This is a genomic window from Bacillus sp. GC_Bacil_1 (assembly GCF_026540675.1).
GTDB classification, from domain to species: Bacteria; Bacillota; Bacilli; order Bacillales; family Bacillaceae_G; genus Bacillus_A; species Bacillus_A cereus.
Window position 1 is genome coordinate 150,901 of sequence record NZ_JALNUG010000005.1, and the last position, 21,165, is coordinate 172,065.

The following is a 21,165-nucleotide window of genomic DNA, read 5'->3' on the forward strand; positions in this document are numbered from 1 at the left end:
CTATTCTATACAAATATATTTAATATCGAAATTAGCCCAAGTGCTACTACAGATAATATAGTCTCCATTGCAGTCCATGTTAATAACGTTTCTTTCACAGTCATTCCGAAATACTCTTTAATCATCCAAAATCCTGAATCATTCACGTGTGATAAAATTAATGACCCTGCACCTGTTGCAAGTGCTAATAATTCAACATTTACACCTGGTGTACTTGCTGCAATCGGCGCAACAATACCAGCTGCTGTCATCATAGAAACAGTTGCCGATCCTGTCGCAACTCGGATAAGTGCAGCAATTCCCCATCCAAGTAATATTGGTGAAATATGTGATTCTTTCGCCATTTCAGCAATTGTAGTACCAATTCCAGAATCTAATAATACTTTATTAAATGCGCCACCTGCACCAATTACTAACAATATGTTTGCAATTGGTCCAAGGCAATCATTTGTAAATTGTAATACTTTATCTTTAGAAAATCCTTTTGCATAACCAAGGCTAAAGAAAGAATAAATCGTTGCAATTAATAAAGCGACTATTGGATCTCCAATAAAGTGTAACACTTGTGCAAGTTGACTCGTTTTATTTAATGCTACTTCAGCAATGGATGCACCAAGCATAAGAAATACTGGAAGTAAAATAGTAAACAATGTATTTCCGAAGCTAGGAAGTTCTTTCTTCTTATCTTTTTCAACAAATTGCTCCGCTATATCTAATGGTACTTCCTTATGTATACGAGCACCAATCCATTTCCCGTAAAGTGGACCTGAAATAATTGCAGTTGGAAGTCCGACAATTAACGCATATAAAATTGTCTTCCCTACATCTGCTTTAAAAATACCAACTGCCGCCATTGCCGCTGGATGCGGTGGAACAAGTCCGTGTACGACTGACAGTCCTGCTACTAGCGGAATACCGATTGTAATAAGTGATACCCCAGTTTCTAACGCAATTGTAAATACTAACGGAATTAATAGGACAAATCCAACTTGGAAAAATACCGGAATCCCTACTAAAAATGCAACGAACATCATCGCCCAGTGAACTCGTTTCTTCCCAAAACGATTAATTAATGTGTTAGCGATACGTTCAGCACCGCCAGATTCGGCCATCATTTTTCCAAGCATCGTTCCTAGTGCTAAAACTATCGCTAAAAAGCCTAACGTATTACCAAGCCCTAGTTTAATAGAATCAATAATCCCTGGATCTTTTGGTGAAGTTCCAATTAAAGGCATTCCCATTGCTAAACCTACACCAATTGCTGTTAAAATTAATGCGACAAATGGATGCCATTTTACTACCGTAATAAGTAAAAGTAGTATGACAACTGCCGCTAGTACGATCCCAACTACCATTTCTCCCAATCCCCCTATTGTTTACGTTGGAAAGCAGCTATACAATCAAATTCTTCTTTCAAGCGATTGTAAAGTCGTTCATACATATAAAACATTTCTAAATATATAGCCGTATTTTCTTTATTCGGTACATGATGATGGACAATATCAATCCAATCCTTTACCTCTTCAAGAGAATCAATTTTTCCTACAGCATATAAAGCAACTGCCGCTGCCCCAAGCGCAGATGCTTCATGACTTTCAGGTACAAACAATTCTTTTCCCATCATATCGGACAACATTTGTCTCCAAAATGCAGATTTTGCAAACCCTCCTGAAACTCGTATTTCAGTAAGTGGCCCTGTACAATCCCTGATTGCGAGTGCTACTGAATATACACTCATACAAACACCTTCCATCACTGCACGTATAAAATGTTCTCGTTTATGTTGAAGATTGATTCCAAAGAATGTACCACGAGCGTTTGCATTCCAGTAAGGTGCGCGTTCTCCAGATAAGAAAGGTAAGAACAATAGCCCATCCGCTCCAGCTGGTACGCTTTCTGCATATTTAATTAATAAATCATAAGGATCAATGCCGAGCTTTCTTGCTACTTCTTGCTCTGGACTACCAAATTCATCACGTAACCATCTCAGTAATATTCCGCCGTTATTCGTTGGACCACCGATTACCCAGTGCTCATCTGTTAATGCGTAACAAAACGTTCTCCCTTTCTCATCTGTATTTATATTTGATGAGATTGTTCGAACCGCACCACTCGTTCCAATCGTAATTGCAGCCGCACCCGGTGATATCGCACCAACTCCTACATTTGCAAGAACCCCATCACTTGCTCCGATGACAATTGGTGTTTCTGCACTTATCCCCATCTTCTGTGCTAATTCTGGCTTCATACCTGATAAAATATATGTAGTGGGTACAGGGGTTGATAATTGTTCTGGTGACATATGTAACATAGTCAAAACATCTTCATCCCAGTTTAATGTTTCTAAATTAAATAACCCTGTAGCAGAAGCAATCGAATAATCAACTACGTAGCGTGAAAATAATTGGTAAATCACATACTCTTTAATGGAAATGAATTTATAGGCACTTGTATATAACTCTGGTTCCTCTTCTTTCATCCATAACAATTTAGAAAGTGGTGACATCGGATGAATCGGTGTACCTGTACGTCTATAAATTTCATGCCCATTCATTTGTTGTAATAATTTTTCTGATTGCTTCGTACTTCGATTATCTGCCCAAATGATAGAACGCGTTAATGGCGCACCATTTTCATCTACTGCAATTAATGCGTGCATAGCTGTACTAATACCGATTGAAGAAATATCTTCTGGTAATACATTACCTTTTTCAATGGCAACGCTTACACTTTTGTATACAGCGGCACATATTACATCAGGATCTTGCTCAGCCCATCCTACATTCGGTTGAATAATTGGGTAATCGATTGCATGTGATGCAATGACTTTTCCTTTTTCTGTGAACACAACCGTTTTTGTACTTGTGGTACCGATATCAATCCCGATTACTCTCCCCCTTGTTTCCATGCGAATCTTCCCTTCATTTCTAGCAAAATACGATTTAGTAAACCGTTTACATGAATTAGTATATAAAATATTTTTTCATTTATCAAGTTATAAAAAGAAAATTTTTTTCACAACAAAAAGTAAATCCCCTCATTCCATTTCACTTATATACTAAATTTAGCTTTTCCGTGCGGTAAAATTACGTTATATTCTTTACGCAATACACTCTTTCCTCTCATTAACAACACATACATAGTCCTCCATACGTTCTACTCATTTGCATGAAAAAGCGTTGAAAAGCAATATTCATTTTTAGGGATCACGTTACATAACCATCAAGCCAAGAAAAGTAACTACCCGCAGAATGAGAATTCTGTGCATTTTGCTCTTGTTTATTGCTTTAGATTCACTAGTCCTTTTATCTTGATAAACATAGAGCGCGGCCCCCCTGCTATCACTTTTTTATCTTGTAAATATATCTTACATACTATAAAATTTAATAGCATTTTTATTTTTCAGAAAAATAAAACAATAATATAGAATTTATTGTATAATGTTGTAAAAAGGTGTCGGAGGGGTTTAATGTTAAATAAAATATCTCAATTCACAATTAAGCTTTCATCAATTCTTTTATCACTCTTACTATTATTAAATTTACCTTATTTATTTATCACTCAACAAGGGTTTACCATTCAACCAATTTATTTTTTTAATCAGATCGTTACCATGTTAAAACAGGTCTTCTCCCCTGAATCATTAGTGATTATAGGATCAGACCCGAAGTTTGGCCATTTCAAAAAAACACCATTATTTCCAACTGTTTTAGAACCTTACCTATATTCATTTACTATATTATTTTTAGCCTTTTTTCTTGCTCTCTTTCTATCATCTAGCATGGCATTTTTTTATTTTTTAGCGAAAGATTATATAAAAAAATGGATAAACCGAATTGTTTTCATATTAGAAGCTGTCCCTGATATGATGATGATGATTTGTTTGCAAATATTCTTCATATGGGTACTTCAAAAATTCGGGGAATCTCCTGTCACTATTATTTCTTTTAATGAAAATCGAGCTTATTTACTCCCTATTTTATCATTAGCTGTCTTACCTACATTACAAATGTTTCGGATGATGGTGTTATACATAAAAGAAGAAGAAGGAAAACATTACGTAGAGGTTGCATATGGAAAAGGCCTTTCATCAAGTTATATACTCTGCATTCATTTATTCAAAAATATATCTATCCACTTCTTTCACCATTTAAAAACGATTTTTGTTTTCTTACTTTCTAATTTATTCATTTTAGAATTTGTTTTTAATATGGAAGGCATTATTCAATTTCTATTTAATAAGGCGTTTGTTTCACCTCCCGCTGCATTTATCATACTTGTTATGATTATTTTACCGTTTTATGCCATTTTCCAAATAGTCTCATTCATGATGAATAGATGGAAAAAGCAATTGAAAGGAGTATCATTATGAAATCTATTTGGAAATCAAAACGCTTTTTAATCGGCTTTACTTATCTATTCATACTTATTTCAGCTAGTTTTATTTATAGTTGGTTCTTTAAAGATAACATCCCAAAACCTCCTCAGTTACTTTACAATGACAATAACGAATTACTTGGAAAGGCCCCCTTTCCGCCATCGTTAATTCCACCTTTTGGATCTGATCGTTTTGGAGAGTCTGTTTTCTTACAAATTGTAGAAGGAGCAAAATTCACTATTTTATTAGCCGTAGCAATTAGCTTCTTTCGAATTTTATGCGGAACATGTATAGGAATCCTCTTAAGTTTATATGCTCCAAAACTCAAGAGATTTTTCCAGTCATGCTCAGAAGTTTTTTATTATATTCCAACTCTATTTATCGCATTCATACTCATCACGCCCGTTAATATTATAATCACATCAAATGCTGATGGGGTAGATCCAAATATTTCATTTACGTTTTATCAAGTACTCGTACTTATTTTCGTCGCTCTGCCTACACTTTCTTTATACATATCCTCAGAGGTTGATGAATTTATGAAACAAGATTACATCTTAAGTTCACAATTACTAGGGGCTAGTCGTTTTCATATTATTAAAAAACACTTACGAGTCTTATTACTTGACCGCTTATTTGTATTATTTATGGAACATATCGTCCAAACACTCATACTCGTTATCCATTTAGCGTTGCTTAACATTGTAATTGGCGGCATACAAATGCGTGAACTCTATGACGGAGTGCTCAAACCTGTTTCTCTATCTAATGATTGGGCAGGTCTTATTGGATTAAATCGTAATGAAATGAATCTTTCATGGTGGATTATTTTTTATACTCTCGCTTCATTCTTTATTACGATTCTATTTATTAAGCTTATGACCATCGGGATTCAAGATGCACTGAAAGCAAGAGATTCGCAAATTGTAGCAATTCAAAACGTTCCAGATCATAAAAAATTTGTTAAACATAAAGATTCCTTTTCGTTTGCAAATAAAGTAAACCTTTAATCATTTCTCATTAATCAAGTATTAATTGGCATCGATATTAGTAGAAAATAAAGAAGATGATCCCTATTAAATACAGGGATCATCTTCTTATGCTGTCTAACTTTTTTACATGTCCTTTGCTAGACTCATGCTTTTTATATTTAAAGTGAATTATTTGCAATTACAATTATGTTTTTTAAAATCAATTACCATACGCCCTTGAATTCTACCTTGTTCCATTTCTTCGAATACATTTTGTACTTTATCTAGCGAACAAGTTTGAACAACCGGCACTACTTTTCCTTCTGCCCCAAACATAAACGCCTCTTCCAAATCTTTACGAGTACCCACTAGAGAACCAACTACTTCAATTCCATCCAGTACAAGTCGCGGGATGTTTAAGTCCATTGTTTCTACTGGTAGCCCTACTGCAACTACTTTACCGCAAGCACGTACTGCATCAACTGCTGAGTTAAAGGCTACTTTAGAGACTGCTGTTACTACCGCAGCATAAGCGCCACCAAGCTCCTCTTGAACAATTTTATCAGCAGGACCTTGAGAAATTGGATTGATAGTCATATCAGCACCAACTTCTTTCGCTAAGGCTAATTTGTCGTCATTAATGTCTACTGCGATTACCTTTGCACCAAATACATTTTTAGCATATTGGATAGCTAAGTTACCTAATCCACCGCAGCCATAGATTACAATAGGTTGACCAGGTTTAATATCTGATACTTTAATAGCTTTATATGTAGTTACACCAGCACATGTAATTGATGATGCTTGAGCAGGATCTAATCCTTCTGGTACTTTTACCGCATAATCAGCAGTAACGATACATTGTTCAGCCATACCACCATCTACTGAATAACCTGCGTTTTTAACTTCACGGCAAAATGTTTCTCTACCAGTTACGCAATATTCACAACGTCCACAAGATTGGAACATCCATGCAATACTTACACGGTCACCTATCTTTAGCGAATTAACATCATCAGCTATTTTCGTAACAATACCTACACCCTCATGACCAAGAATACGGCCATCAGTGTTACCAAAATCATGATTCGCAACGTGTAAATCAGTGTGGCAAACTCCACAATACTCTACATCTACTAACGCTTCGCCTGAGCGTAACGGACGTAATTCTTTTTCAATCACTTCGATGTTTGCTTTGCTGTTTTTATTAACCACTACTGCTTTCATATGTGATCTCCCCTTTAGTGTTTTAGCGTTTTAATGAGTTTATCTCACAACTACTTTCCTCACTACTTTGGCTAGTTATTGTACCAAATTTAAGTGTTCAATCATCATTACATCTTCATCATAACATGACACTTCATAAACAGCTTGTGAAATTATGAACAATATTTGAATTATTACACAAATCGGTCTTTATTTTAAATTTTTAAAAATGAGAGTTTATCACTGACTATAAGTAAGTCATACATTTCTAAAAGAAAATAAAGTAACAAACTTCTCATCGATAAAAAAGCTCTTCACTCAATATTTTCTATATTTAAACACTTAGTTTCACAGTAATAGCCTTTACCGCCAACATAAACTTTTTCTATTTTATTTTTGCTATTGGTTGCTAATTTAACTAATATTTCAGAAGGCAAGTGTAATGAATAACCTTGTTCAAATACATAGACTTCTTTTTGCAAGTAGTGCTGTTCATAAAGGTAGCAAGCTAATGCACCGTTTGAAGTTCCAGTCGCTGCTTCTTCATTAATGTCGTATAGTGGAGCAAAATTTCTGCATATAATTCGATTGTCATTAAAAGTATATAGATGCATCCCGACAACATTATAATACTTGCTGATTTCTTTAATTTTTTCAAAATTAGGTTGTAGCGCATGTAATTGTGTTTCGCTTTTTATAGGAATTAAAATATCTTTTAAGCCCGTGGAGACAATTTGAATTGGGTAATTATTGTCTATATCTTTAATGTCAAAACAGTCGATGAACTCGTTTGGAGATACAACATCATAGAATATCGGTTTGTTTTGTTCCATGAATATGATGTCATCTTTTATAGTAATAGTAAGAACACCGCTGTTCGTTTCAATCGTATAGCGATTCTTGAAATTTTTATTTAAATGCATCAGTATCGTGAAAGATCCGATTGTGGCATGACCACATAAATCAACTTCTTCTTTTGGTGTAAAATACTCAAATTTATAATCAGCAATTTCAGATTCTGATATAAATGCGGTTTCCGCATAGCCCAGTTGTTTGGCTATTTCCATTTTTTGAGTAGTGGTCAATGTATTCTCAATAAATACCACTCCCGCTTTATTTCCGCCTTTATGATCCTTGCTAAATGCACTTGCAACATAAACAGATATTTTCATAAGACACCTTCCTCGCCTATAGTAAATTTTAATATAATAATCACTATATATAAATATAATTGGATAAATTATCAATAAAACAAGATACAAACTATTTTTTTTAGCATTTGAACTCTCCAAAAATAGTTTGTCTACAGTCTGAAAGCACTTCATTTGAAGAGCTTTTTTTATATTCGCTTCATCGAAATCGTTTCACGTATACTTTGTAAATTTTTTAGCGTTTCCTCTTGTCGCTGCAACGACAACCCTACATACAAAGTATCTAATAAGCTTAACTGTGCTAATCGTGATGAACTTGCTTCTGTGCGGAACTCAGTCTCACGTGTTGATGTATATAACGTAATATCAGCAAGTTGACTTAATGCTGATTTCTTATAGCTCGTAATCGCAATAATTTTGGCCCCTCTTGCTTTCGCTACTTCTAACGCTTCAAGTAATCCTTTATTGCTACCAGAATGAGAAATGCCAATAACAACTGAATTTTCCGAGAGTAAACCTGCTCCCATAATTTGAAAATGCGAATCAGTATGAGCGATACAAGAAATACCCGTTCTCATAAACTTATGATACGCATCCATCGCAATAATACCAGAGCCACCATTTCCATAAAACTCAATTCGACTTGCTTCTTGCAAAGCTCGTACAGCCTGCTCAAGTGCTGTTTCATTTAGCAAATGTAAAGTATCTTGCAGTCCTGTAATATGCGAATGAAAAACTTTTTTAGCAACAGTTACCATACTATCTTCTGCTGATACCTCTTCATGAATATTTTGCATCGGTGTATGTACAATTTCACGAGCTAATGTAATCTTTAAATCTTGAAAACCTTGCAAACCAAGGTGTTTACATAAGCGGAATATCGTCGCTTCGGAACTACTCGTAACTTCAGCTAATTCTGTAATAGATTTATGTACAACATCTTGTGGATGTTTCAAAATATGTTCGGCAATACTTCGCAATTTCGGTGATAAACCATTTAACGAAGCCTGAATCTTTCCAATCCCACTCCTTGTACCAGGCATAGCATATCCTCCTCTTCTATCGTAGCTTTATCCTGTAAAAACCGATTAGTTTAACTTTATTGTACCTAATTATTGAAAGAAGAAAAACCTATATTAGGGATTACTATAAATTTTAATTGCTCCTATGTATTCTGTCATACGATATAACAGAATTATTCATGCTTATGAATAATCCTCCCCATGTTTCACTGCGTATAATGCGGCTTGCGTACGATCATCCACTTCCAATTTAGCTAAAACGTTTGAAACGTGTGTTTTCACAGTTTGTTCTGTAATATGAAGTTCTGCTGCAATCTCCTTGTTGCTTCTTCCTTTCGCAATTTCGCGAAGTACCTCTTGCTCTCTTTTCGTTAACATTGAAAAAGGATTTTCTATTTCCTTCTTTACTGCGGTACGCCCCATTAATGCAGGTGTTACTTTCGGGTGAAAATTCGCATTTCCTTGATGTACTGCAATAATAGAAGCGACAAGTTGCTCAGGTTGTACTTCTTTTAATTGATAACCATCTGCTCCAGCTTCAAGTGCTGGTATAACATAATCTTGCTCTGAAAAACTACTTAATATAAGTACCTTTATCGTCTCATCGTATTGCTTTAGACGTTTTGTTGCCTCAATTCCATCCATTTTCGGCATCGATACATCCATTAGTACGACATCCGGTCTTTCTTTTTGCACGAAATGTAATGTCTCTTCGCCATTTTCCGCTTCCCCAATAATTTCAAATTCTTCTCTCGTTTTCAAAAAGAATACAAGTCCTCTTCGAACGATATGATGATCCTCAACTAGTAGCAATTTAATCTTCAATCTTATTCTCCCCTTCAAATCGGCAATTGAATTTCTATTTTTGTACCCTTTCTCAGCTCTGTTATAATTTGAAACGACCCCTTCATTAACTGAATACGTTCCTTCATACTTTTCAGGCCAAGTGCTGACTCCCTTACTTGCTCTTGTATAAATCCTATTCCATTATCTTCTATGTAAAAATGTAACTGGTTATTTTCTATTTTCAAAAGAACATGTACCTTTTCACACGAAGCATGCTTTTTACAATTATGTAGCGCCTCTTGGCTAATACGCCATAAAACTTCTTCTATTTCATCCCCAATTGAAACCATCCCATCAATTCGAACTTCCACTTGAACTCCTAATAACTTCCCGTAATTTTGAATTGCTTCTGCTAACCCTTTCTCTAATCCTTCAGGTCTTAATTGCCAAATTAATAGAGTCATCTCTTGTAATGCTTCTTGTGATAATTCTCCAATATAACTTAACATCTCTTGCAATTCTCTATCTTGCGTCATATTCAAAGTACCTTTCGCTGTTAGCATAATAGAAAATAACAATTGTTTTACTGAATCATGTAAATCACGTGCAAGTCGATTTCTTTCCGCTACCACTACATATTTACGTTCTTTCTCAACTAACTGAATACGTTGTATTGTTGTTCCAATTTGAAATGCAATTGATTCTAATAACGCTAACTCTTCCTCTGAAAAATGAGTCTTATGAGGCGCAGCCACATTTAGTAGACCAAATTTTTCTGATCCAGACCTAAGCGGAATTGTCGCATGATGTGTAACATCTTCTGTCTCTCCCCAATTACATTCAATTGCATCTTCTATTCGCTTACATTCAATAATATTAGTCGCTTTTTCTAATCTCCCATTCACAAAACGTTCTACACACCAACAGTTTCCTTCACACATCGGCTTCTTCTCTTGCCACGTAAGAGCCTCTGGTAAATTTTCGTCTACAAGCATGCTATGCTTTCCACTTTCATCAATAAAGAATATCCACCCTGTTTGTAAATTCATTACTTGTAACAATGTATGCAACACTTTTTCTAACATATCCTGTAAGTTTGTTGCTTCATTTAATAATTCAGCAATTTCTTTTAATGCTTCTAAACGATGCATCTCTTTTTCTTCAAAGTTCATTCTCATCACCAACTACAATTATAACATTAAGAAATTTCTAAATTCTATAAATAAAAAAAGAACCGAATCCCTTCAGCCCTTTCTTTATATCAATCATTTTATTATTGTTATTCTATCCAATGTTGGAATCAGAATTTTTGTTAACAAACGATTCTACTTTAGCTTTCCGATAAAGATTGTCCACCATGGATATGCTGTAAACCTTCAGTAGTAACAACCATATTCGCTGCTGGCATTTGCACTTGATTCTTATGAAACATAGACATTAATTCAAATCTTACTTGTCTAGAAGTTTCAAAATAATCTTCTGGCTTTATTAAACCTGTAATACAAAATTCATAGCCAACATATTTCAAGTTAGGATTTAAGTCTGTAACACCGACGTATTTAAATGGTTCAACAGCGTCATCCTCTACTCTATAAAGAGTTTGATTCAATTTTTCATTGCATATAACACATACTTCTTCTAACAATTCCTTCACTCTTGTTGGATCTTCCTGATAACTTACCGTGATGCGTTCAATTACACGCATCCATCCTTTATTAAAATTTTGTATCGTTCTAATCTCTCCGTGCGGGATGGTAAGTAGTTTTCCTGACCATTCACGTATTTGCATAAAACGAATACTAATCTCTTCAATAGTTCCTGAATTTGTTCCGTTAAAAGTTACAAAATCACCAACTCGGAACTCTTTGTCCGCTAATCTTGCAAAGCCTAATATAACATCTTTTAGCATCTGTTGTGCTGCAAAACCGATGACAACTCCAGCTATCCCTGCACCTGCAATAATACTTTTTATATCTACAAATTGGCTAATTAAATATATGATAAGACTGATGATAATGATATATCTAAAAATAGATCGAATTACACTTTGAATCGTCTGCTCTACCTCTTCATCAAAAAAGCTTGATTTCCTAAAAAACCAATCAATAATACGATTTATTACAAATGAAATAATGATTAAAACTAAAGCAAATAGTAAAAATCTTAAAAGTAAAAACTCCCTTACATAATTAAAAAATTCTTCAGTATACGTTAATAAGCTCATTCATCCACTTCCTTAACTAATAAAAATTCTATACAAAGCTGCTATATTTTTAAAATTCATTAGACATTCTTCTATAAATATACCCTTTTTCATAACCTAAAGGGAGCTGACAATTGAATTTTTTTATGACTTTACTTTAAGACTACACTACCCATCCAAATAAAAGGAAAACATTTACATAATATCGAATAGTTCATTTGAAAATATTATTACTCACGGAGGTTGCAAGCAATGGGATATATTGAAGAACTAAGAGACGTTGTTGGATCAAGACCGCTTAATTTAGCAGGCGTTGCGGTAGCTGTTTTCAATGAACAAGGACAAATACTACTACAACAAAGGCGAAATGGCATGTGGGGCGTTCCAGGAGGTTTTGTAGAACTTGGTGAATCTATAGAAGCAGCTGGAAAACGAGAAGTACTTGAAGAAACCGGAATCGAAATTGGTACACTTCAGCTAGCAACTGTATTTTCAGGTAAATAATTTTTTGTGAAATTAACGAACGGAGATGAATTTTACCCTATAACAATTGCTTACCTTTGCAAAGATATTACAGGTGGCTTGCTAAAAGCTGATGGAGTCGAATCATTACATGTACAATTTTTTAATTTAAATGAGCTACCACAAAATATTAGCCCATTCATAAAAAAATTAATTGAACAAAATGTCGTCTCAGTTTAAACGCAAAAAAGAGACCTTTTTAAAGGCCTCTTTTATTTCACTTCTGCATGTAAACAAGATTTAAAATGTCCAAGTGCAAATTCATGCCCTTGCGCATTAAAAGATGCAACTGCCTTTTCATAAACAACAATTTTAAATCCTTTATTATAAGCGTCTACTGCTGTGTGAAGAACACAAATATCAGTACAAACACCTACAAGATGAACTTCTTCTATTCCTCTTTCTCTTAACTTCATTTCTAAGTCGGTTCCTGCAAATGCACTATATCGTGTTTTATCCATGTAATATACATTTTCAGCATTTTTATATGTTTCGTATACATCTTGTAATTCCCCAAACAAATCTCTTCCACTTGTACCAGCTATATTATGGGGTGGGAATAATTTTGATTCTGGATGATATACATCATTTTTTTCATGTTTATCAATCGCAAAGACAACGTAATCTCCATTTTCAATATATTGCGTCGTTATATGTACAATTTCCTTCTCAATTTCTTGACCTGGTTTTCCGCAAGTTAAAGCACCTTTTTCCGCTACAAAATCATATGTATAATCAATATTAATAAGAGCTCGTTTCATAACTACTATCTCTCCTTCTTCTGTTTCACAGTAAACAATAGAAAATTTGTTATTACGACATCGTATGTACTATTCGACATTTCAAATGAAATACCTACATTTTTCTTGTAAAACTCACCTTAATTCGAGTTTATCATAAAGTGAAACTTTAATCATTGGAGAGTTTGTTCATCTCCAATGATTATTAGTTAAACCAATCGGACAGTTGATCTCCCACCTAATCTCCTCACATATACCGATTTTTAAGGCGAGGTCTTACTGCCCATTAATGCGGGATATAATAGATACACAATGGTAAAACAACTAGCTCCTATTACTAAGTCATGAATTTGGTAATTAAACGTAATTTGAATCACCTCTTGTATCGTAAACCAAATTACTGCCATCATTATACTAATCAAGACGATACGAATACACCGATTCACATCTTCAACCTCTTTCTCTGTCATAGTAGTAGCAAGTGATTTCTTCCTATTTAATCGTATTAGAAAACGAAACAAGTTATTCACTCTTGCACACTCTAGTCCAAATAAAAAAGCACACTACTTTTTTAAGTAATGTACTTTTTATTCTTATTAAGACGCAGGCTTTGTCTCAAATGTTGCTTGATTAAAACTAATAACCTTTCCTTTCGGGTCATTGTTTTCATACTGAACTGCAGTAATCGTATGACTACCTGTTTCAAGCGTCTTTTCTTTTAATTGTACTGTTGTCTGCGTTGTACTAGTTACTTGATGTCTATCTGTATACATTTGATCTACAAATATGAAGGTTTCTTTATCACTTTGAAAATTAGAAAGTTCTAATTCAACTTGCTGAATTAAAGTATCCTTTTTAATGAATACAGTCGGTATATTGCCATTTTCAGAAGTACCATCTGGAGTAATAACTTTTACTTTCCCTTCTCCAATTGACATTGCACCTTCAGGAAATACAACCATATTCTCATCACTTGCGTTTACAACTTGTTCTTCCTGTTTTGATTGCGCGTCCTCTTTTTCCTGTGGAGCACCGCAACCTACTAATAACAATACAGACAATCCAGTGATTATGAATTTTTTCAAAATTCATCCCCCCTGTCATTTGATTATAATTTATTATACAAAAATAACTTTTAAATTTTAAGACAACTTTTAAAACTTTTATGAACATATAGAAGCTTGCTCACGATTAATGTATCATACTTTCCTTAATAGAACATTAATTTTTTTTATGAAATAAATAGTAATTCCTTCTTATTTATCATTTTAGCCCAACAAATCGATATAATACCCCCTCAAAAATAAAAAGACATTGATATGTCCAATGTCTTTTCTATGTAGCACTTTAAAAAACAAATGTTGTGATTTCTTCTACTTCTTTTCTTGGAAGTTTTTTTGGCTTATCTTTCGGAAATCCTAGTGAAATAACCATATTTATTTGTTTTTCAGGCTCAATTTGTAAATATTGGCGCAGTTCATCTTGAGCTAGCAATACTGGCCCTGTCATTGGACAAGTACCAAGTCCCTTTGCATGTGCAGCTAACATTAAGTTTTGTGCCGCTAAACAGCTACTCTTAATCCCTTCTTCTTCCCAAACTGAATCTGGAACAAAAGCAATTGGATCAAATATCTTTTCACGGAACTTTGATTCATATGGTGTTGCCAAACATACGATTAATACTGGTGCCTCCGAGAAAGCTGTTGCATATGGTCCGAAAGAACGTGTAAGTAATTTCCCTGCTTTCTCTTCTCCATTTTCTGCTGCTTTTGCCGCAAGTTTATGTAATGCATCCCATGTCATTTGTTCAATTTCTTTAATCTTCTCTCGATTCATGATAACTAAGAATTCCCACGTTTGTGAATTCGTATCACTCGGTGCGTAACGCGCACAATCAATTATTTCTTTTATATCATTAGTAGATACTTCTTGATCTTTAAACTTTCTAACACTTCGTCTTCCGTGAATTACTTCTTTAAAATCTTCATAATTCATATATTAAATCCCCTTTTTACAGCGTTTTCAAAACTTGTCCTATGCTTGAATTATATCATGAAAAAAAGCCGGAAGAATACCAGCTTTTTTCTTCATGATTAATTTGTCACTTTAAACAAACGAATACTCTCTTCATATGCAGCTTGTAATTTTTTCGTAATTGGTCCTCTTTCACCAGCTCCAAACTGTTCATCACCAATTTGAACGACTGGGAATATTTCAAGTGGCGTCGCTGTAAAGAAGCACTCATCAGCTTCATATACTTCTTGTAATGAAAACTCTCGTTCTTCTACTTCGATATGTAACTCTGTCGCTAATGTAATCACGTAGTGACGTGTAATACCATGTAAAATGAAATGATCCGCTGGATGTGTAATTAACTTATTATTTTTCACAATAAAGAAATTGGAATGACACCCTTCAGTCACAATGCCATCCCGTACTAATATTGCTTCTTGATATCCTTGTTCATTTATTTTGTTTTTGATCATAATATTAGGAAGCAAATTTAAAGATTTTATATGGCAAAACTTCCACCTGATGTCCTCTTCTACTGTTACCTTAATCCCTGCCTCCATTGAAGCAACTGGTCTTGGAAACGAAACAAGATTTGCAAAATATGTCGGTTGTAAATCTGATTCATATACATGATTGCGCGGTTGTGCACCTCTTGATATTTGTAAATATACATTCCCATCTTCTTGAAATTGATTTTTTTCAATCATTTGATATAACTCTTCTACTAATTCTTCCTTCGTAAATGGTGGAATTAGTTTTATTTCTGCCATAGAGTTAAAGAATCGTTCTAAATGTAAATCTAATAAATGAGGCTTGCCATCGTATAGTCTAAATACTTCATAAATACCATCACCAAATTGGAAACCGCGCTCTTCTAATGCGACCATCGGCTGTTCTTCCTTCGTATTAATCATTCTCCCATTAAACAAGATCCAATCTTTATGAGTAGCTTTCATTCTTCCCCACTCCTTTATCACATGATTGATTTTATTGTACAACTTATGTCACCTCGAAAGAAGGAATTTTCTGTATTTTCACAAAAAAATACATCACTTCGTAAAAGTGATGTATTTTATCATTTATTTAAGGAAATATTTTTCAATATCATCTAACATAAGGTTCGCAGCTTTAATACCGCCTGCTGTATTCCAGATTACCTCATCTACTTGGAATACTTTATTATTTTTAGAAGCCTGTAGTTGCTTAAAGAGTGGATCTTCTGTCCATTCCTTTGCTAACGAATTTCCTTCATTATTCTTATCTGCATCTTTATCAGACGTGAAATAGAATAAGTAGTCTCCGTCCATATTTGGAATTTGCTCTTTTGTAATTCCTTTTATCGCAAAATCATCTTTATCTTGTAATGGTGGTCGTTTAAATCCAATATCATTTAAAACAACTCCCGAGAATGAGTTTTTTTGATAAATACGAACATCACCTGGCACGAAACGAATAATAGAAACTTTAGAATTCAATTTATCGCCTAACTTCTCTTTCATTCCTTCAATACGTTTTTTATAATCATCAAGAGCTTTTTGCCCTTCTTTTTCTTTATTTACAGCTTTTGTATAAAGCGTAAAGTTTTCTTTCCAATCACCGCGTAATGTTTCTGCATAAACAGTTGGTGCGATTTCTTTTAGCTGATTATATATTTTTTCGTGACGCATTTTATTTCCGATAATTAAATCTGGCTTAAGCTTCATTACTGCTTCTAAATTAATATCACGTTCAGTTCCTACAACTTCCGTATTTTTTAACTCTTTCGCTACATGAGGATACCATTCATCACCAGCACGTGGTTTCGTAGTCCCCACTGGCGTTACGCCCACAGCTAGAAGAGCCTCTGCACCTTCATTTGTTAAAACAACAACTTTTTTAGGTGTACCATTTACTGTCGTTTCACCCATTGCATGCTTTACCGTATATGAATCTTTTGCTTTCGCTGATATATCATTTTCCTTTTTCTCTTCTTTACTACATCCTGCAATTACAAGCATGAGTATCATAATGCAGAACATAATTAGTTTTTTAGTATGTATCATATGTCCTCCCTAGATGAAATCGATTATCATTAACAATTAAAGATTAATGTATCCTACATACATTGTCAATGTATATCAGAAAACTTTTTTAATATATACTGTTTAGATTCTATCCGCTTTTCTAATGTTTCTTTTTAAAACATAGTGCATAAGTATGAAAATAAATGTTGTTATTAAAATGCGTATCTTTGTTATACATAACAAAGATACGCATCCATATTGCATTATCATTTTAATTGCTAATATTGAGTATACTTAATATACGATGGATCATTATATACCCACTGATTTCCACCAAGGTTTAACCAACCATTTTCATTTATATATACTAAATAAGATTCTGGAGAATTTAATTGGCGGATAACTGCAGATGTAGTTGATGGACCACTTCTTAAATTTACATTCATCCCTTGTATATATGCAACCCCAATCGGACTTCCATCACTATTACTTGTCTTTACAAAATTAATGTAAGAAGGATCATTATACACCCATTGTCCATTCCCCAAATCTAACCATCCGTTACTTTCCTGATATACAACGTAAGATTCTGGAGAATTTAATTGACGAATAACTGAGGAAGAAGTTGATGGACCATTTCTTAAATTTACATTTTTCCCAAGGATATAAGCGATTCCCTTCGTTTGAGGTGTCGGTTGTGGGTTAGGAGGTTGTGGATTTGGAGCTACTCCAAAAATAGCCGCTATTCCATTCGCATACGCTTGACTTAGATCTTCAATAAATTGTGGATTTTTTAATAAATTTGCATCAAACGTTGTATCAATAAAGGCAGTCTCAGTTAAAATTGCATCCATTGCGGTTTCTCTTAATACCGCATAATTTTCTTTTTTTGCTCCTCGATCACGAAGACCGTATTTTGTTAATACAGGATTTACTGCTGTATGCATCTTTTGTTGCTTTGCATATGCAGTGCTGCTGTTGGATAACGCATTATAAATATAGCTTTCAAAACCTGTACCCCCGCCGCTATTAATATGAAATGAAATAAAATAATCCGCACCAAAAGCATTGGCAATATTAGCACGTTCCGATAAAGAAATAAACACATCACTATCACGTGTCATTTTAATTGTAATTGGGTAATTTACCGTTAAAATGTCTCGAACGCGTCTAGCAATTTGAAGTGTTAAGTTTTTTTCTACTAAACCATTACCAACAGCACCAGAATCATATCCACCGTGCCCTGCGTCTATAACAAGTTTCATTTTATTGCCCCGCCCCTTTCTTGTAATATGTTTGCATTGCTACTCGTCCTATTTTATGTGAAATGTACAAGTTCTGTTACAATTACAAATAAAAAAAACGCCTTATGTAAGGCGTTTTCTATCATCTTGCTTTAACCAATTTAAAATAAATATATACGATTGATAGTGAGCATAACGTATGCAAAATAAAATAAATAAAAGTATTATTCCAGCACCACTATAAAGTAAACCGAACTTTAAAAAAACATTCACAAGTGGTGGAAAGTTCATTAGATTTTGTAATGTACTAAGCATACAAAACATAATGAAAAAGACAGGGACGTATTGTAATTCATACGGCTTTTTTTTCTTACTCATTCTTTTCCGAATGAGTATATGACATAATTCTGCTACTATAAAGCACCCTCCAATTAATACAAGACCAGAAGTCATCGTCATACATCCACCTGCCTTATATTTATTTTATCGCATAAGTAATCATCGTTATATTTTTTTTACATACTCTTCATCTTCTGAAGTAAAACCAAAACTCTCTATGAAAGACTTCGCCTTTTCTGTTAATTCCTCTTGTAGCACTTTTATTTCTTTCACATTTCTTTGTTTCATCATTTCTTCAAATGTAAAATACGTATTTGCACCATAACCGTAACCTTGGTAATCAAAATGAATAATTAGCTGTGATAAAACAGCTCGTTCCTCTTGAACACTATAATCTATTACACCAATATATGTATCATCAACTTTCACACAGTACTGTACCTTTTTCTCACCTAAACTATGCGATTTAAACATTTCTTTAACAACGCTTTCATTTTCTACGGTAACTTTCTCAAACGTAATCATATGTTGTCCATCCTTTTACTATTATTGTATCAATAATACTTCCTATTTATGAAAAAAACCTTAAGACCGTATGCGATCTTAAGGTTTTTCTAATTAAACTAAGCTATACGCACGTTTTGTTTCTTCATGGAACTTATTCGTATCGTATTTATGCTCAACATAAATTTGGTGCCATACCATAAACGCAAGGACAGTCCAAATTTTACGGCTATAATCGCCTTTATCTGCACAATGTGCTTCCAGTAAGTTTAATACATACTGTTTGTCGATTAAATGCTCTGTTTTACTCTCGTTTATAATATTGATAGCCCAATCATGCATTTCGTCTTTTAACCAGTGACGAATTGGTACTGGGAATCCAAGTTTTTTACGATCTAATACGTGATCTGGAACGATTCCGCGTGCTGCTTCACGTAAAATAGCTTTCGTAGTTCCGTTAGCAATCTTAAATTCAGTTGGAATTTTAGATGCAACATCGAATACTTCTTTATCTAAGAACGGTACACGAAGTTCTAATGAGTTTGCCATTGTCATTTTATCAGCTTTTAATAAAATGTCACCACGTAACCATGTGAACATGTCAATGTACTGCATTTTGCTTACATCATCATAATCTTTAATCTCGTTATACAATGGTTTCGTGATATCCATATAGTTAACACTTTCATTGTAATACTTCATTAATTCAACTTTTTCTTCTTCACGGAAGATTTTCGCGTTTCCATAGTAACGCTCTTCAATTGGCGTACATCCACGCTCTAGGAAGCTCTTACCTTTAAATCCTTCTTTAAGAGCACCACTTAATGCTTTTAGAACGCTCTTACCTGGGCTAGGAATGTAAGAGAACATTTTTAGTGAGTTTGGCTCACGATAAATGTTATAACCACCAAATAGCTCGTCTGCACCTTCACCTGAAAGAACAACTGTTACATGCTTACGTGCTTCTTTTGCAACGAAGTACAATGGTACAGCTGCTGGATCTGCTAAAGGATCATCCATATGCCAAATGATTTTTGGGAACTCATCCATAAACTCTTTCGCTGAAATGAATACGTTATGGTTTTTAACGCCTAATTTCTCAGCAGTTTCTTTGGCAACATCAACTTCACTGAAACCACGTTGTTCAAAACCAATAGAGAATGTTAAAAGATTTGGATTCATTTCTCTTGCGATAGAAGCGATAATAGATGAATCGATACCACCAGATAAGAATGAACCTACTGGTACATCACTGCGCATATGCACTTTTACTGAATCGTATAACACATCACGAATTGCTTGGATATGCTCCTCTTTCGTTGCGCTTGAAGCATTGAAATAAGGTTTCCAGTAGCGATGAATCTCCATCTCTTTACCGATTTCTTTTACGAAATAATGACCAGGCTCAATTTTATTAACATCAATTGTTAATGTTTCTGGCTCTGGACCATATTGGTACGTAAAGTAATGTTGTAGTGACGTTGGATTAACTCCTTTATCTTCCATCACATGCATAATACTTTTCTTCTCAGATGCGAAGAATGTAGTATCACCTTGTTGTGCGACGTATAAAGGTTTAATACCGAAGTGGTCACGTGCACCGAAAAGTTTCTTCTCTTCACGATCCCAAATCATAAATGCAAACATACCACGAAGATAGTCTACACATTTTTCTTTCATATGTGCATACAATGCAATGATAACTTCTGTATCAGATTGTGTTGCAAACGTTGCACCTTTTTCAAGTAACATTTCACGTAATTCTACATAGTTGTAAATTTCACCATTAAAAATAATTACATATCGATCATTTTCATAAGTTAGCGGCTGATGTCCTGCCTCTAAGTCAATGATACTTAAACGGCGGAAGCCAAATTGTACATGTTCATCACGAAAATATCCTTCGTCATCTGGACCACGGTGGAAAATCATCGTGTTCATATTTTCAAATTGATGTTTTTCTGTTTCTGAAAACTCTCTAGGGTTTTCACATAAACATCCTACAAAACCACACATACTTCTTACCCTCTTTCGGTTTTCATTCTGTTTCTATACTACTATATCAACCCTATTTATACTAGCA

Annotated in this window: 20 protein-coding genes and 1 pseudogene; 3 read left to right on the forward strand and 18 right to left on the reverse strand. The window is 34.2% G+C overall.

The window, feature by feature from the left end; all coding sequences use genetic code 11:
• Nucleotides 1–5: 5 nt before the first annotated feature.
• The gene (locus OXT04_RS09960; protein WP_139213224.1) at nt 6–1,355 is read right to left on the reverse strand and encodes a GntP family permease; all 1,350 of its coding nucleotides are present in this window, start codon (nt 1,353–1,355) and stop codon (nt 6–8) included.
• Nucleotides 1,356–1,369: 14 nt separating this feature from the next.
• On the reverse strand, nt 1,370–2,908 hold the full coding sequence (gene gntK / locus OXT04_RS09965; protein WP_000449997.1) for a gluconokinase: 1,539 nt from the start codon (nt 2,906–2,908) through the stop codon (nt 1,370–1,372).
• A 561-nt stretch (nt 2,909–3,469) separates the two neighbouring features.
• Here gntK and OXT04_RS09970 point away from each other — a divergent pair.
• Together OXT04_RS09970 and OXT04_RS09975 are read left to right on the forward strand one after the other, a co-directional pair.
• Nucleotides 3,470–4,372: an ABC transporter permease subunit gene (locus OXT04_RS09970; RefSeq protein WP_267414215.1), complete on the forward strand. Its 903-nt coding sequence runs from the start codon at nt 3,470–3,472 to the stop codon at nt 4,370–4,372.
• Complete coding sequence (locus OXT04_RS09975) at nt 4,369–5,388, forward strand: ABC transporter permease (RefSeq protein WP_000836572.1); 1,020 nt, start codon at nt 4,369–4,371, stop codon at nt 5,386–5,388. The genes OXT04_RS09970 and OXT04_RS09975 overlap by 4 nt, the downstream gene beginning before the upstream one ends.
• A gap of 150 nt (nt 5,389–5,538) precedes the next feature.
• Here the strand turns inward: OXT04_RS09975 and adhP are convergent, their stop codons facing one another.
• From adhP to OXT04_RS10005, 6 genes are all read right to left on the reverse strand, one after another.
• Nucleotides 5,539–6,576 carry an alcohol dehydrogenase AdhP gene (adhP, locus tag OXT04_RS09980; RefSeq protein WP_098256942.1) on the reverse strand — a complete coding sequence of 346 codons (1,038 nt, stop codon included), beginning with the start codon at nt 6,574–6,576 and terminating at the stop codon, nt 5,539–5,541.
• A gap of 293 nt (nt 6,577–6,869) precedes the next feature.
• Nucleotides 6,870–7,727 carry a PhzF family phenazine biosynthesis protein gene (locus OXT04_RS09985; RefSeq protein WP_097987479.1) on the reverse strand — a complete coding sequence of 286 codons (858 nt, stop codon included), beginning with the start codon at nt 7,725–7,727 and terminating at the stop codon, nt 6,870–6,872.
• A 167-nt stretch (nt 7,728–7,894) separates the two neighbouring features.
• Nucleotides 7,895–8,749 (reverse strand): MurR/RpiR family transcriptional regulator, encoded by an 855-nt coding sequence (locus tag OXT04_RS09990; protein ID WP_001119652.1) that lies wholly within the window; start codon nt 8,747–8,749, stop codon nt 7,895–7,897.
• 162 nt (nt 8,750–8,911) lie between these two features.
• A complete protein-coding gene (gene casR, locus OXT04_RS09995; protein ID WP_098256943.1) occupies nt 8,912–9,553 on the reverse strand; it encodes a two-component system response regulator CasR in 642 nt (213 codons plus the stop codon).
• 14 nt (nt 9,554–9,567) lie between these two features.
• Complete coding sequence (gene casK / locus OXT04_RS10000; RefSeq protein WP_001008460.1) at nt 9,568–10,686, reverse strand: two-component system sensor histidine kinase CasK; 1,119 nt, start codon at nt 10,684–10,686, stop codon at nt 9,568–9,570.
• Nucleotides 10,687–10,844: 158 nt separating this feature from the next.
• The gene (locus OXT04_RS10005) at nt 10,845–11,738 is read right to left on the reverse strand and encodes a mechanosensitive ion channel family protein (protein ID WP_000055430.1); all 894 of its coding nucleotides are present in this window, start codon (nt 11,736–11,738) and stop codon (nt 10,845–10,847) included.
• Between the two features lie 231 nt (nt 11,739–11,969).
• Here OXT04_RS10005 and OXT04_RS29720 point away from each other — a divergent pair.
• Nucleotides 11,970–12,419: pseudogene (locus tag OXT04_RS29720) on the forward strand (NUDIX hydrolase).
• 32 nt (nt 12,420–12,451) lie between these two features.
• Here the strand turns inward: OXT04_RS29720 and OXT04_RS10015 are convergent.
• The 10 genes from OXT04_RS10015 to asnB all read right to left on the reverse strand — a co-directional run bounded on the left by OXT04_RS10015 (nt 12,452) and on the right by asnB (nt 21,098).
• Nucleotides 12,452–13,000, reverse strand: a complete 549-nt coding sequence (locus OXT04_RS10015) for a cysteine hydrolase family protein (RefSeq protein WP_000816771.1) — start codon at nt 12,998–13,000, stop codon at nt 12,452–12,454.
• 242 nt (nt 13,001–13,242) lie between these two features.
• A complete protein-coding gene (locus OXT04_RS10020) occupies nt 13,243–13,449 on the reverse strand; it encodes a hypothetical protein (protein ID WP_015406474.1) in 207 nt (68 codons plus the stop codon).
• Nucleotides 13,450–13,575: 126 nt separating this feature from the next.
• Entirely contained in the window at nt 13,576–14,064 is a 489-nt protein-coding gene (locus OXT04_RS10025) for a putative periplasmic lipoprotein (protein ID WP_000713495.1), read from the reverse strand.
• Between the two features lie 262 nt (nt 14,065–14,326).
• On the reverse strand, nt 14,327–14,974 hold the full coding sequence (locus tag OXT04_RS10030) for a nitroreductase family protein (protein ID WP_001105280.1): 648 nt from the start codon (nt 14,972–14,974) through the stop codon (nt 14,327–14,329).
• Nucleotides 14,975–15,072: 98 nt separating this feature from the next.
• The gene (gene dat, locus OXT04_RS10035; RefSeq protein ID WP_023521836.1) at nt 15,073–15,948 is read right to left on the reverse strand and encodes a D-amino-acid transaminase; all 876 of its coding nucleotides are present in this window, start codon (nt 15,946–15,948) and stop codon (nt 15,073–15,075) included.
• Between the two features lie 123 nt (nt 15,949–16,071).
• Nucleotides 16,072–17,034 (reverse strand): ABC transporter substrate-binding protein, encoded by a 963-nt coding sequence (locus OXT04_RS10040; RefSeq protein WP_098256944.1) that lies wholly within the window; start codon nt 17,032–17,034, stop codon nt 16,072–16,074.
• A gap of 239 nt (nt 17,035–17,273) precedes the next feature.
• Nucleotides 17,274–18,260, reverse strand: coding sequence for an N-acetylmuramoyl-L-alanine amidase (locus tag OXT04_RS10045; protein WP_000779885.1), 987 nt, complete (start codon nt 18,258–18,260; stop codon nt 17,274–17,276).
• A gap of 102 nt (nt 18,261–18,362) precedes the next feature.
• Nucleotides 18,363–18,692 (reverse strand): hypothetical protein, encoded by a 330-nt coding sequence (locus OXT04_RS10050; RefSeq protein ID WP_043924652.1) that lies wholly within the window; start codon nt 18,690–18,692, stop codon nt 18,363–18,365.
• Between the two features lie 51 nt (nt 18,693–18,743).
• On the reverse strand, nt 18,744–19,103 hold the full coding sequence (locus OXT04_RS10055) for a GNAT family N-acetyltransferase (protein WP_000627519.1): 360 nt from the start codon (nt 19,101–19,103) through the stop codon (nt 18,744–18,746).
• A 93-nt stretch (nt 19,104–19,196) separates the two neighbouring features.
• Complete coding sequence (gene asnB, locus OXT04_RS10060) at nt 19,197–21,098, reverse strand: asparagine synthase (glutamine-hydrolyzing) (protein ID WP_000333826.1); 1,902 nt, start codon at nt 21,096–21,098, stop codon at nt 19,197–19,199.
• Nucleotides 21,099–21,165 lie beyond the last annotated feature (67 nt).

Bases quoted from the DNA above. Each gene is read 5' to 3' on its own strand.
- OXT04_RS09960 (WP_139213224.1), bottom strand. From the start codon at position 1,355: ATGGTAGTTGGGATCGTACTAGCGGCAGTTGTCATACTACTTTTACTT.
- gntK (WP_000449997.1), bottom strand. From the start codon at position 2,908: ATGGAAACAAGGGGGAGAGTAATCGGGATTGATATCGGTACCACAAGT.
- OXT04_RS09970 (WP_267414215.1), top strand. From the start codon at position 3,470: ATGTTAAATAAAATATCTCAATTCACAATTAAGCTTTCATCAATTCTT.
- OXT04_RS09975 (WP_000836572.1), top strand. From the start codon at position 4,369: ATGAAATCTATTTGGAAATCAAAACGCTTTTTAATCGGCTTTACTTAT.
- adhP (WP_098256942.1), bottom strand. From the start codon at position 6,576: ATGAAAGCAGTAGTGGTTAATAAAAACAGCAAAGCAAACATCGAAGTG.
- OXT04_RS09985 (WP_097987479.1), bottom strand. From the start codon at position 7,727: ATGAAAATATCTGTTTATGTTGCAAGTGCATTTAGCAAGGATCATAAA.
- OXT04_RS09990 (WP_001119652.1), bottom strand. From the start codon at position 8,749: ATGCCTGGTACAAGGAGTGGGATTGGAAAGATTCAGGCTTCGTTAAAT.
- casK (WP_001008460.1), bottom strand. From the start codon at position 10,686: ATGAACTTTGAAGAAAAAGAGATGCATCGTTTAGAAGCATTAAAAGAA.
- OXT04_RS10005 (WP_000055430.1), bottom strand. From the start codon at position 11,738: ATGAGCTTATTAACGTATACTGAAGAATTTTTTAATTATGTAAGGGAG.
- OXT04_RS10015 (WP_000816771.1), bottom strand. From the start codon at position 13,000: ATGAAACGAGCTCTTATTAATATTGATTATACATATGATTTTGTAGCG.
- OXT04_RS10020 (WP_015406474.1), bottom strand. From the start codon at position 13,449: ATGACAGAGAAAGAGGTTGAAGATGTGAATCGGTGTATTCGTATCGTC.
- OXT04_RS10030 (WP_001105280.1), bottom strand. From the start codon at position 14,974: ATGAATTATGAAGATTTTAAAGAAGTAATTCACGGAAGACGAAGTGTT.
- dat (WP_023521836.1), bottom strand. From the start codon at position 15,948: ATGAAAGCTACTCATAAAGATTGGATCTTGTTTAATGGGAGAATGATT.
- OXT04_RS10040 (WP_098256944.1), bottom strand. From the start codon at position 17,034: ATGATACATACTAAAAAACTAATTATGTTCTGCATTATGATACTCATG.
- OXT04_RS10045 (WP_000779885.1), bottom strand. From the start codon at position 18,260: ATGAAACTTGTTATAGACGCAGGGCACGGTGGATATGATTCTGGTGCT.
- OXT04_RS10050 (WP_043924652.1), bottom strand. From the start codon at position 18,692: ATGACTTCTGGTCTTGTATTAATTGGAGGGTGCTTTATAGTAGCAGAA.
- OXT04_RS10055 (WP_000627519.1), bottom strand. From the start codon at position 19,103: ATGATTACGTTTGAGAAAGTTACCGTAGAAAATGAAAGCGTTGTTAAA.
- asnB (WP_000333826.1), bottom strand. From the start codon at position 21,098: ATGTGTGGTTTTGTAGGATGTTTATGTGAAAACCCTAGAGAGTTTTCA.